The following is a 12,717-nucleotide window of genomic DNA, read 5'->3' as shown; positions in this document are numbered from 1 at the left end:
AATTGAAAATATTTTTTTGCATATGTTTTGTAAGTTTTTGTTCTTATATAGCTTTTGTATATAGTTTTTTTGATAGTAAGAATTTATTTAAAGATTCTTATAGCAAGGTTTTATTAGACAAAAACGAAGAAATTTTAAGTGTTTTTTTAGATGCAAATGAACAATGGCATTTAGAAAGCAATGATATACCACAAAAACTTAAAGATGCTGTGATTTTATATGAGGATAAAAATTTTTATTCTCATTTTGGAGTAGATTTTTTAGCTCTTTTAAGGGCTTTTAAAAACAATCTTTTTTCAGAAAAAAGAAGCGGTGCAAGCACTATTTCTATGCAAACTATAAAGCTTTTAGAGCAAAATGAACGCACTTATTTTAATAAATTTAATGAAATCATTAAAGCCTTTGCTTTAGAAAATGCTTATAGTAAAGAAGAAATTTTAAAGCTTTATTTAAATAATGCTCCATATGGTGGAAATTTAGTTGGTGTTGCAAGTGCTGGTTTGTTTTATTTTGAAAAGAATTTAAAAGATATCACTTGGAGTCAGGCAGCTTTACTTGCAGTGCTTCCAAATAATCCTGGTCTTATTAATCTTGAAAAAAATAAAGACAAACTTTTGCAAAAACGCAATCGTTTACTTCAAAGACTTTTTGAAAAGGGTTATTTTTCCAAAGACATTTTACAATTAGCTCTTGCTGAAAATTTGCCTACTTTTAAATCAAGGAAAAATATAGCTCCGCATTTAGCTCGTAGGCTTTTAAAAAATCAAACTAAAATCATTTCAAGTATTGATAAAAAAATTCAGCTTAAATTTGAAAATAAAGCAAAAGAATATAGCTACAAACTCCACCAAAAAGGCATTAAGAATTTAGCCATCTTGCTTGCTGATACAAAAACAAATAAAGTTTTAGCTTATGTAGGATCTAATGATTTTTATGATTTTGCTAATTTTGGTCAAGTAGATGGGGTTATTGCAAAGCGTAGTGTGGGTTCGACTTTAAAACCTTTACTTTTTGCATTGGCCATAGATGAAGGTTTATTGGTTCCTGATTCTTTAGTGCTTGATGTGCCTACATATTTTTCAAATTTTGCACCACAAAATGCTAATAAAAAATACTATGGATTAATCAGTGCTAAAGAAGCTTTGCAAAAATCTCTTAATATCCCTTTTGTCAATTTACTTTTAGAGTATGGTTATGAAAAATTTTTTTATAAACTTAAAGAAATTTTAGAATTTGATGATGAAAATTTTAAAAAATACGGCCTTTCTTTGATACTAGGCACTAAAGAATTAAGTCTAGAAGATTTAGTAAAAATTTATCTTAGTCTTGGAAATTATGGAAAATTTAAAGATGTATTATATGAACAAAATGCACATATTTTAAATGAAAAAAAACTTATTAGCGATGGTGCAAGTTATTTAACTTTAGAGGTTTTAAAAGATTTAGATAGGGTAGGATTAAAACAATATGATTTTAACACTATTGTATCTTGGAAAACAGGAACTAGCTATGGTAGAAAGGATGCTTTGGCGGTTGGAGTTTCACCTAGATACACTTTAGGGGTGTGGGTTGGTAATTTTACAGGTGAAGCTAATGCAAATCTTTTTGGGGTAAGTGTAGCTGGGGAATTATTTTTTGAACTTTTATCTTTACTTGATGAGGTAAATGTAGAATTTAATAAACCTAATGATTTGATTTTTGTTAAAATAGAAAATCAAACAGCATATCGTTATGATGATCAATTTGATTTTAAAGAGGTGTTATATCCTCAAAGTGCAAAGATCTTGCGAATTTCTCCTTTTTTAAAAGAAGTTTTTTTGTATGAAGATAAACAAGTAAATTCAAAAGATGAAAATTTTATCTATGCGAGTAAAAAAACTATTTTAAATTTACCATCATACGCCCAAGAATTTTTTTCTAAACAAAAGCAAAATTTTAAAATTTCAAACAATACAATAAAAATTATTTATCCTTTAAACAATCTTAATATCATCTTGCCAAAAGATTTAACATCAAAGCAAAAACTGCTCATTAAAATTTCAAATCCAAAAAAAGAGAAGGTATTTTGGTATTTAAATCAAAAATTAGTATTTGAAGGGAATGATGATCAAATTTATATTGATTTAAAAAAAGGCAAATACACACTTAATATCATTAGTCAAAGCGGCTTGAGTGATTTTGTAAATTTTAATGTATTGTGAAAATACAAAGGTATTTTAATACCTTTGTAGAGCTAATTGATGAAAAATTCTTGAATTTTATCTTTGCTTTCAAAAGCTATGCTTTGGAAAATTTTATCCTTAAAGCCTATATTATAAGGAGTATTTGGGCTAGTTTTAGCATAGGTTAATGCTATAATAAGAGCTAAATTTAAATCCTCATCATTTATATTTTCATCCACTAAAGAATAAGCTCCTACTAAATCAAAAAGTTTTAATTCTTCGTATTTTTGAGTTTTTAATTCTTTTAAAAATCGATTTTCTAATTCATTTCTTCCAATGATCATTTTAGAGCCATTTGGAAGCCTTAAATGACGACCATATTTTAAAAGCTGAGCATCATTTACTTGCATATTTTTATCAAATTTTATGAAATCTTTAATTTTATTAGCAAAGCTTTCAAGTGTAAGCAAGCAGCCACCACCAGGGCTTTCAAAATCTTCAAATCCAAATTTGGCAGCTAGTTCAAGTTGTCTTTTTCTGCTGCGTCCGCTGATATTTTCTAGTTTTTGCCTATCAACCCAACCCTCACGCTCAGGCTTGGTTAAAGGTAAATTTTTAGCACACATAGGACGCAAGACAAGATCTTCTTCATCAAGTGCTAATTTTTTAACCTTTGCCATAGCATCATTTCTTTGACTCATAGGGCGTTGGCCTAAAACTTCTCCAGTGATGATAAAATCAGCATTTTCATCTTTTAACATAGAAAGAGCAGTTTTAAACATAAAAGCATGACAATCTATGCAAGGATTAAAATGTTTTCCATATCCATATTGTGGATTAAACAAAACTTCTTGCAAATAAGCATTTCTTACATCTATCATTTCAAAACTAGCTCCTGCCATAGCAGCGCGTTTGGCCATGATCTCACTTTTATCGCTTGTTCCACCAAATCCTATGTTGATATTTAGAGCTTTAACTTCTATGCCTTGAGAAGTAATGAGTTTTATAGCAAGCATAGAATCAAGTCCACCACTAAAAAGTGCTAGTGCTTTCATTTTTTCCTTTCATTTTTTTCATAATTTTATTGAAAGATTTTTAATTTATTTTCTAAAATTTAAAAAGTTTCATCATAATGAACATAAAGCTCTTGTTTGTTTTTGATATTTCTTTGCAAATTGATAAAAAAAAGTTCTAATTCATCGTCTTTTAATGTTTGTATGGTTTTTAAAATTTCATTTAAGTGAGAAAGAAAAATTTCTTCATTTTGATAGATTTTTTTGATTTTTTCTAAATTTTGGTTGAGCAAATTAAAAATTTGTTTTTTTAAAGCTTGAGTAAAATCAAGATTTTTTAATCTATTAAAAAAAGCTAAATTTATTTTACAAATTGCATATAAAAATTCTTCCAAATTAGCCAAATCTTTGATATTTTTATACTCATAAAGTTCTCTTATACTTGCATTCTCAAAATTTTGATGGGTTAAAATAGCTTGTATGATATCTTGGTGTAAAAAATATTCTTGCAAACTTATAGCATTAAAAATAGATATGGAATTTGGATTTTCATGTAAAAATTTTAATAATTCTAATTCGCTTATATTGTTAGTAAAATTTTGCTTTTGTGGGCGTAATTTTAAAAAAGTATTTTGAGTCTTTGTGTTTTTGCTAAGTTTAATGTCTTGATGATTTACTCCAAGTAAATTTGCAACCAAATTAACATATGAATTTGCTATTAAAGGTTCTAGCGAAAAAGTGTATTTTTGCACTTCTTCTAAGGCTTGTTGTTTATTTAATGCTGAATTTAAATCAAAATGAGTGATTAAATTTCTTATATAAAATTCGCCTAGTTCTATGCCTTTTTCTAGTATAGAAAATAAAAGCTTTTCTTGATGTGTTGCTACAAGTTCTGCAGGGTCTTTACCTCCTTCGATCAAGACAACTTTACCATCAATTTTTGCCAAGCTTAGCAAATGAGCTGATCTAAGAGCAGCATTTAATCCTGCATTATCATTATCAAAACATAAAATCACTCTAGCTTGTAATCTTTTAATCAAAGGAATATGATTTTCCCCTAAAGCTGTGCCCAAAACTGCTACAGAATTAGTAAAACCAGCTTTATGTAAAGCTATAGCATCCATATAACCTTCGCAAATTATCATCTCTTTTTGTTTGTAAATTTCATCTTTTGCCAAATGAAGTGCGTAAAAAATTCTTGATTTGTCAAATAATTTACTTTGAGGAGAATTGACATATTTAGCCATATTGGTTTCATCTAAGGTTCTACCGCCAAAGCCTACGAGTAAATTTTTATGATCATAAATGCTAAAAGTGATGCGATTAATAAAGCTTGCATAAATTCCACTTTCATTTTGCTTTATAGCTCCAGCTTCTAAGGCTTCTTGGGTATTAATTTGTTCATTTTGTAATAATCTTAAAGTTTCATTTGAACTAGGAGCATAGCCTAACTCAAATTTTCTAATGTCTTCATCATTTAAGCCTCTTTTGTAAAGATAAGCTAAGGCTTCTTTGTTTTTACTTAGATTTTGTTTATAAAAGGCATTCAAACTAGGCAATATATGCACAATAGATTTTTTATTATCTTGTTTTTGCGAAGTATAAGTGAGTGAAAAATTACTCCACGAAGCGACTTTTTCGACTGCTTCAACAAAGTTTAATTTTTCATAATCCATTACAAATTTAAAGACATTTCCCCCAGCTTTGCAAGCAAAGCAATGATAAAAACCTTTAATAGAATTAATATGCATACTTGGATTTTTATCATCATGAAAAGGACATACGCATACATAGCCTGAACCTTGTTTTTTTACTTCTACATAATGAGCTATGATATCAACAATGTCTGTTTTTTGTAAAAGTTGTTCTATACTAGTTTGTTCTATCATTTTTAAACCTTAAAGAAAATTATATAAGCATTTAGCTATAATTGTTATAAATTTATGAAGTTTAAGTTGAGATTAGATGGATTTTTTCTTTGTAGAATATAGAGATCCTTTGTTTGGACTAATTGTTTTAACTGCTTTGGTTTTATGCGTGGCTAGTTCGCATTATATATGGCGTATGTTTGCTAGTAAAGATCAAAAAAATAAACTAGATCGTTTTGTTAAAAAATTTGAAATCAACTCAACTCATCAGCAACTTTTAAAAAATGCAAATTTAAGCATAGAAAATTTAAATTTTTTAGCCCAAATTTTTACTAAAAGTGGAGAATTTGAAAAAGCAGTAGGTATATATTTGATTGCCTTGCAAAAATCTAATGACGCAAATCAAAAAGAATATATCTTTTTTTCTTTAGCTAGTGTGTATTTAAAAGCAGGATTTTTAGAAAGAAGCATAGAAGCTTTACTTAATGCTTTAAAAATTAAATCACGCAACAAAGAAAGCTTAAAACTTTTAAAAATAGTTTATTTGAAATTAAAAGATTATGATAGAGTTTTAGAAGTTTTAGAATGTTTGTTTGAGCTTGGAGAAAATATTTATACTGAAAAAGCTTTAATCAAGGCTTTAAAAATTCAAGCAAGTGCTAAAAGTGAAGATGAAAAAAAACAAGAAATTTTAGCTCTTTCAAAAGATAATGAAAGTGTTTTAAGGCTTTGTTTTACTTACTATAAAGATGATATGCAAATAATGCCTAGTTTTGAAAATATCATTGATTTGCTTGATAATTTTACACAAGCTTTTAATATCAAAGATTTAAAATATCATGAATTTTTTTATGCTAAAGGTATTGAAAAAACGGCCATTAAATTGACTAATGAAAAATTTAAAATTTTAAAAATTTTAAATGATAATGATATAAAAGCTCGACTTTTTTTTACTTATGTTTGTAATAATTGTAAAAACCAACACCCGTTGTTTTTTTATCATTGTCCAATATGTTATGAATTTAACACATGTAAGATTTATTATGAGGTTAGAACTTGAAAAGTATTGAAATTTATACCGATGGTTCGTGTTTAAATAATCCTGGTTTTGGTGGATGGGCTTATGTGCTAAGCTATAAAAATCATATTAAAGAACATAGTGGTGCTTGTGAAAATACAACTAATAATCGTATGGAATTAATGGCTATTATCAAAGCTTTAGAAGCTTTAAAAGAACCCTGTGAGATAAAATTATACACTGATTCTAATTTAATGGTTCAAAGTATTAATCAATGGCTAAAAGATTGGATAAAAAAAGATTTTAAGGGTAAAAAAAATGTGGATTTATGGAAAGAATATATCAAAGTAGCAAAAAATCATGATATTTGTGCTATTTGGGTAAAAGCACATAATGGGCATGAATTTAACGAGCGTTGTGATACATTGGCAAGGCAAGCAGCTTTAAAACTTCAAGAAGAAAGGCTAAATAATGCTTAAAAAACTTCAAGAGTGTTTAAACTATACTTTTAAAGATGAAAAATTATTAATCGAAGCTTTAACCCACAAAAGTTATAAAAAGCCTTATAATAACGAACGATTAGAATTTTTAGGCGATGCGGTTATGGATTTAGTGGTAGGGGAATTTTTATTTTTTAAATTTCAAAAAGATTCTGAAGGAAATCTTTCTAAATTAAGAGCTGCTTTGGTAAATGAAAAATCTTTTGCACATTTAGCTCAAAAATTAAATCTTGGAGCATGTATTTTTATGTCGGCTGCAGAAGAAAACAATGATGGTCGCAATAAACCATCAATACTTTCTGATGCATTTGAAGCTTTAATGGGGGCTTTGTATTTAGAGATAGGTTTTGAAAAAACTAAACATATAGCTTTAAAATTATTAGAAGAAGTTTATCCGCATATTGATACGCAAAGTTTGTTTAAAGATTATAAAACCAAACTGCAAGAAATCACTCAAGCAGATATGGCAGTAACTCCAGAATATATTGTTGTTAAAGCTTTTGGGCCTGATCATAAAAAACAATTTGAAATTGCTGTAAAAATTCAAGGTGAAGAATTTGCAAGAGCAATAGCAGGTAGTAAAAAAGAAGCCCAACAACAATGTGCAAAAATAGCTTTAGAGAAATTAGGACAATTATGAATACCTTTGGAACAAAATTTAAATTTACAAGCTTTGGAGAATCACACGGCAGGGCGATAGGATGTGTTATAGATGGTATGCCAGCTGGTGTTAAATTTGATGAAGAATTTTTACAAAATGAGCTTGATAAAAGAAAGCCAGGACAAAATAAATTTTCTACTCCGCGTAAAGAAAATGATAAAGCTCAAATTTTAAGCGGTGTTTTTGAGGGTTATACCACAGGAACTCCTATAGCTATAATGGTTTTTAATGAAAATCAACATTCAAAAGATTATGAAAATTTAAAAGAGCTATTTAGACCTGCTCATGCTGATTATACTTATTTTCACAAATATGGTATTAGAGATTATACAGGTGGTGGAAGAGCAAGCGCTAGAGAAAGCATAGCTAGGGTTGCAGCTGGAGCTGTGGCACAAATGCTTTTAAAAGAATTTGATATAGAAATTATGAGTGGTGTTTATGGGGTTGGAGAGATTGAGAGTCAATTAAAAAATGATGAGTTTGATTTTAAATTTGCATCAAGGAGTGAAATTTATGCTTTAGATGTGAATTTAGAACAGAGTTTTAAAGATGAGATTTTAAAAGCTAAAAAGGCAAAAGATAGCATAGGAGCGAGGGTTTTTACTAGAATTAAAAATCCTTTTAAAAATTTAGGAGAGCCTTTGTATGATAAGCTTGATTCTAAACTTGCTCATGCTATTATGGGTATAAATGCGGTTAAAGCTATAGAAATTGGTAGCGGGTGTAAAAGTAGTTATATGCTTGGTAGTCAAAATAATGATGAAATCAAAGATGATAAATTTTTAAGCAATCATAGTGGTGGAATTTTAGGAGGAATCTCAAATGGAAATTTTATAGAATTTAAAACATTTTTTAAACCAACTCCTTCTATATTTTTACCACAGCAAACCCAAAACATTAAAGGTGAAAATGTCATATGTGAGTTAAAAGGTAGGCATGATCCTTGTGTAGGTATAAGAGGAGCTATAGTGGTAAATGCTATGGCTAGAGTTGTGATGGCAGATGTGTTATTATTAAACGCAAATTCAAATTTATCTAATTTAAAGAAAATTTATAAATGAAATTTAATACTTGCTTGGTTATTATTTTATTACATTTTATAAAAAGGAACTAGTATGAAAAAAAATATTGTTTTTTTTGAAGTTAGAGGCGGAAGCGACAAAGGCGAAGATGGACATAGAAAAGATACTATGCCTATGGTAAATGCTTTAAAAGAGCAAGGATGGAATGCTGAGGTTATCTTTTTTGAAGTTGAAAAAAAAGATGAAATTTATGAATATGTAAAAAATAATGCTGATGCTTATGTTTCTAGGATTAATCCAGGAAATTTAAAAGAAGAAAATGAATATTTTGACATGCTAAGAAAGCTTTGTGCTAATGGTGTTATAGGTATGCCTCATCCTGATGCGATGATTGGTTATGGTGCTAAAGATGCTTTAACTAAGCTAAATAAAACTGCTTTAGTACCTGAAGATACTTATGCATACTATGATATCAAAACTTTTAAAGAAAGTTTTGTTAAGACTTTAGCAAAAGGTGAGAGAGTTTTAAAACAAAATCGTGGTTCAACTGGTGAGGGTATTTGGCGTGTGAGATTGATAGATGAATTGCCGGCGGGAGCTACAAGTGTGCCTTTAAATGCAAAAATCAAATGCACAGAAGCTAAAGATAATCATACAGAAGAAAGAGAGCTTGGTGAATTTATGGATTTTTGTGAGCAATATATAGTTGGTGATAATGGAATGCTTGTAGATATGACTTTTTTACCTCGTATCAAAGAAGGCGAAATTAGAATTTTAATGCTTTATCATACTCCAATTTATGTAGTGCATAAAAAACCTGCTGAAGGTGCTGATGCATTTTCTGCTACACTTTTTTCAGGTGCAAAATATAGATACGATGAGCCAAAAGATTGGCAAGAATTGGTTGATTGGTTTTTAGCAACCTTGCCAGAAATTCGTTCAAAACTTGGAAATTACGATATACCTTTGATTTGGACAGCAGATTTTATTTTAGACACAGATGAAAATGGTAAAGATAAATATGTTTTAGGTGAGATTAATTGCTCTTGTGTAGGATTTACTTCTCCTGCTGAATTTGTTGAGCCTATTGCTAAAAAAGTTGCTCAAAATATCATTAACATCGTAAGTAATAACTAAGCCCTTGTTTTTACAAGGGTCTTTCTGCCATGCTTTTAACCATACTCTACATTATAGGTATCACCGTTGATGCGATGACTGGAGCTATTGCTGCTGGGCGTCATAAGATGGATCTTTTTGGTGTGATTTTCATAGCTTTGGTAACTGCAATTGGTGGGGGTTCTATAAGGGATATTTTGCTTGATCATTATCCTTTAACTTGGGTGAAAACTCCTGAATATGTGATTTTAATTTGCATAGCAGCTATGATTACAACAAAAATTTCAAAATATGTAATTAGACTTGAAAAACTTTTTTTAGTGCTAGATGCTATAGGTTTAGTAGTTTTTAGTGTTTTGGGAGCACAAATTGCAATACAAATGGGATATGGCTTTATAATAGCTGTGAGCGCTGCTGTGATTACCGGGGTTTTTGGAGGAATATTAAGAGATATTTTATGTGCTAGAATTCCTTTGGTTTTTCAAAAAGAAATTTATGCAGGCGTGGCTATACTAACAGGAGCTTTGTATTATACATTATATACTTTAGGTATTGATGAGTTATGGGTTATTCTTGCTTCGTTGATTGTAGGAACTATAGCAAGACTTTTGGCGATATATTATGGTTTAAGCTTGCCTATATTTTCTTTTAAAGATAGCGAGAACAAATAAAGCTAAATTTTTATTTTATAAACTTTTAAAGAGTAAGCTTTATTATCCATAAATATTTTTAATAAATTCCATCATATTTTTTATAAAATCTTACAATCTCTGGGGTAAGTGAGATTTATTATCTTTTTAAATCATTTTTACATTTAATTAGATAGATTATTTGTAATTTTCAACGCAAATTTCGCTCTAAATCTTTTTGCTATGAAGTCATTTAGAAGTTAAAAAGTGGTGACCCATACGAGACTCGAACTCGTGTTACCGCCGTGAAAGGGCGATGTCCTAACCGCTAGACGAATGGGCCAAATTTAAAAATGCAATTATATCTGAATTTAATTTAAAAAAAAATTAATTATTTGATAAAACGCAAATAAAAATAACCAAATATACCAGAAGCTAGTGAGGCAAGTAAAATCGCAAAATTATCCACAAAATTAAAAATATCACTCACTTCATATGCAAGCGCATCGATAAAAAAGCTCATAGTAAAGCCAATGCCTGTTAGAATGCACACTCCATAAAGTTGTTTAAAATTGGCTTCTTTTGGTAATTTTGCTAATTTAAATTTAATCGCCATATAAGCAAAGCCAAATACTCCAAGTTGTTTTCCAACAAAAAGACCTAGAAAAATTCCCACACTAACACCGCTAAAAAGCATATGCGATTCGATTTTAGAAAGATCAACTCCAGCATTTGCAAAGGCAAATAATGGCAAAATAACAAAAGCTATCCAGAATTTAAGTCCATGTTCGATTTCTTCTAGCAAAGGATGATTGTTTTTAGTATAAACAGGTATAAACAAAGCAGTTATAATACCTGCTAAAGTAGCATGAACTCCACTTTTTAAAACACTAAGCCAAAGTAGGGTGCCAAGTATATAGTAAAAAGATTTTCTTTCATTTCCTAGACGATTTAAAATAAATAGGCCTAATATGCAACAAAATGCTACAAAAAAAGCTAAAGCAGAAAGTTCATTAGTATAAAAAATGGCTATGATTAAAATAGCTCCTACATCGTCAAAAATTGCAAGTGAGACTAAAAATACTTTTAATGAGCTTGGAATGCGTTGTTTTAACATAGCTAGTATTACTAGCGCAAAAGCAGTATCGGTAGCAGTAGGTATAGCCCATCCTCTTAAAACATAAGGGTCGTTAAAATTTATAACATAAAATATTAAAGCAGGAACTACTATACCACCTATAGCAGCTATGAGTGGTAGTGTGATATTACTAAGAGTTTTAAATTCTCCTTGTGTGAATTCTTTTTTTAATTCAAGTCCAATTGCAAAGAAAAAAATCGCAATCAAACCATCATTTATCCATAGTAATGAAGGTTTAAAAAGCTCCCAATTTCCTATCTTTAAACCCATCTCGACACTAAGAAATTCCATATAGCTATCACCATATGAACTATTTTTTAATATCAAAGCAAAGATTGTCGCACCTAATAGCAACAATCCTCCTAGAATTTCTATGGATATAAAATTAAAATATCTTTTTATGTTCATGTTTTTGAAGAACGATAAATAATTTTTAAGTAAAGATATCCTATCGCCGCGCTTAAAAATGATGCTATTAAGATAGCTAGCTTATCAGAATATGCAAAAATATCGCTATTTTGATAAGCTAAACCATCGATAAAAAAGCTCATAGTAAAACCAATGCCCGTTAGGATACACACTCCATAAAGTTGTTTGAAATTTACATTTTGTGGAAGTTTTGCAAGACCTAACTTGATGCTAATGTAAGAAAATAAAAATACCCCTATTTGTTTTCCAACAAAAAGTCCTAGTATGATTCCTAAACTAACAGAAGAAAACATAAAACTAGGATCCATATTTTTTAAATCTACCCCAGCATTTGCAAAAGCAAAAATAGGAAGTATAAAATAACTTACCCAAGGTGCTAAATCATGTTCTATTTCTTTTAAAAAAGATTTTCCATCTTTAGTGTCTAATGGTATAAATAATGCAGTGATAACTCCTGCTAAAGTAGCATGAACTCCGCTTTTTAACATACTAATCCAAAAAATAATAGCTACGATAATATAAAAAGATTTTTTAGTCACATGAAAATGATTTAAGATATAAAGTGCTAACATACAAATTAAAGCTATGATCATTGCAACCACTGAAAGTTCGCTTGTGTAAAACAACGCTATTACTATAATAGCACCCAAATCATCAAATATAGCCAAAGAAAGCAAAAATAATTTTAAAGCAATAGGTACTTTTTTTCCTAAAAGCATTAAAATTCCAATTGCAAAAGCTATATCAGTCGCAGTTGGTATAGCCCAACCTTGTAAAGCAAAAGGATCTTTATAATTAAAAAATGCAAAAATTAAAGCTGGAACTATCATCCCTCCTAGTGCTGCAAATACAGGTAAAGACATGGCTTTTATGCTGTTTAATTGTCCTCTTGTAACTTCATATTTTAATTCAAGTCCAATTGCAAAGAAAAAAATCGCAATCAAACCATCATTTATCCATAACAATAAGGGTTTGAAAATTTCTAAACTTCCAGCTTGAAATCCAAAAGGAATATTTAAAAAATCTGTATATTGATTAGTTAATGAACTATTTTGTAAAATCAGAGCAAGTACTGTAAAAAATATTAATAAAACTCCAGGAAAAGTTTCGCTTTTTATAAGATTTTGAAGTCTTTGCATAAAAATAACCTTTTAATATAGA

11 protein-coding genes and 1 tRNA gene are annotated in these 12,717 nt (G+C 29.3%); 7 read left to right on the top strand and 5 right to left on the bottom strand.

Going from position 1 to position 12,717, the window contains the following annotated elements:
• Positions 1 to 2: 2 nt before the first annotated feature.
• Positions 3 to 2,201, top strand: coding sequence for a penicillin-binding protein 1C (gene pbpC / locus CVOLT_RS07505; RefSeq protein ID WP_235362400.1), 2,199 nt, complete (start codon positions 3 to 5; stop codon positions 2,199 to 2,201).
• Positions 2,202 to 2,233: 32 nt separating this feature from the next.
• Here the strand turns inward: pbpC and CVOLT_RS07500 are convergent, their stop codons facing one another.
• Positions 2,234 to 3,217: an MnmA/TRMU family protein gene (locus CVOLT_RS07500; RefSeq protein WP_039666147.1), complete on the bottom strand. Its 984-nt coding sequence runs from the start codon at positions 3,215 to 3,217 to the stop codon at positions 2,234 to 2,236.
• Positions 3,218 to 3,276: 59 nt separating this feature from the next.
• Positions 3,277 to 5,064, bottom strand: coding sequence for a DNA primase (dnaG, locus tag CVOLT_RS07495; RefSeq protein WP_039666146.1), 1,788 nt, complete (start codon positions 5,062 to 5,064; stop codon positions 3,277 to 3,279).
• A gap of 76 nt (positions 5,065 to 5,140) precedes the next feature.
• Here dnaG and CVOLT_RS07490 point away from each other — a divergent pair, with 76 nt between their 5' ends.
• The 6 genes from CVOLT_RS07490 to CVOLT_RS07465 are packed head-to-tail and all read left to right on the top strand — an operon-like array spanning position 5,141 to position 10,031.
• Positions 5,141 to 6,103 (top strand): hypothetical protein, encoded by a 963-nt coding sequence (locus CVOLT_RS07490; RefSeq protein ID WP_039666145.1) that lies wholly within the window; start codon positions 5,141 to 5,143, stop codon positions 6,101 to 6,103.
• Positions 6,100 to 6,540, top strand: a complete 441-nt coding sequence (rnhA, locus tag CVOLT_RS07485; protein ID WP_039666144.1) for a ribonuclease HI — start codon at positions 6,100 to 6,102, stop codon at positions 6,538 to 6,540. Before CVOLT_RS07490 ends, rnhA begins: the two co-directional genes overlap by 4 nt.
• Complete coding sequence (gene rnc, locus CVOLT_RS07480; protein ID WP_039666143.1) at positions 6,533 to 7,201, top strand: ribonuclease III; 669 nt, start codon at positions 6,533 to 6,535, stop codon at positions 7,199 to 7,201. The genes rnhA and rnc overlap by 8 nt, the downstream gene beginning before the upstream one ends.
• Positions 7,198 to 8,283, top strand: coding sequence for a chorismate synthase (gene aroC, locus CVOLT_RS07475; protein ID WP_039666142.1), 1,086 nt, complete (start codon positions 7,198 to 7,200; stop codon positions 8,281 to 8,283). The genes rnc and aroC overlap by 4 nt, the downstream gene beginning before the upstream one ends.
• A gap of 54 nt (positions 8,284 to 8,337) precedes the next feature.
• Complete coding sequence (locus CVOLT_RS07470) at positions 8,338 to 9,381, top strand: Cj0069 family protein (RefSeq protein WP_039666141.1); 1,044 nt, start codon at positions 8,338 to 8,340, stop codon at positions 9,379 to 9,381.
• Positions 9,382 to 9,410: 29 nt separating this feature from the next.
• Positions 9,411 to 10,031 (top strand): trimeric intracellular cation channel family protein, encoded by a 621-nt coding sequence (locus CVOLT_RS07465; protein WP_039666140.1) that lies wholly within the window; start codon positions 9,411 to 9,413, stop codon positions 10,029 to 10,031.
• Between the two features lie 226 nt (positions 10,032 to 10,257).
• On the opposite strand, the gene CVOLT_RS07460 is transcribed toward CVOLT_RS07465, so the two are convergent.
• From CVOLT_RS07460 to nhaA (CVOLT_RS07450), 3 genes are all read right to left on the bottom strand, one after another.
• Positions 10,258 to 10,332: transfer RNA gene (locus CVOLT_RS07460), tRNA-Glu, on the bottom strand.
• A 48-nt stretch (positions 10,333 to 10,380) separates the two neighbouring features.
• Positions 10,381 to 11,535 carry a Na+/H+ antiporter NhaA gene (gene nhaA / locus CVOLT_RS07455; protein WP_052243197.1) on the bottom strand — a complete coding sequence of 385 codons (1,155 nt, stop codon included), beginning with the start codon at positions 11,533 to 11,535 and terminating at the stop codon, positions 10,381 to 10,383.
• Positions 11,532 to 12,695, bottom strand: coding sequence for a Na+/H+ antiporter NhaA (nhaA, locus tag CVOLT_RS07450; protein WP_039666139.1), 1,164 nt, complete (start codon positions 12,693 to 12,695; stop codon positions 11,532 to 11,534). The genes nhaA (CVOLT_RS07455) and nhaA (CVOLT_RS07450) overlap by 4 nt, the downstream gene beginning before the upstream one ends.
• Between the last annotated feature and the right edge of the window lie 22 nt (positions 12,696 to 12,717).

It is taken from the genome of Campylobacter volucris, from assembly GCF_008245045.1.
Taxonomy (GTDB): Bacteria; Campylobacterota; Campylobacteria; order Campylobacterales; family Campylobacteraceae; genus Campylobacter_D; species Campylobacter_D volucris.
The sequence above is the reverse complement of the archived record's forward strand: the minus strand, read 5'-3'. Positions and strand labels throughout refer to the sequence as shown.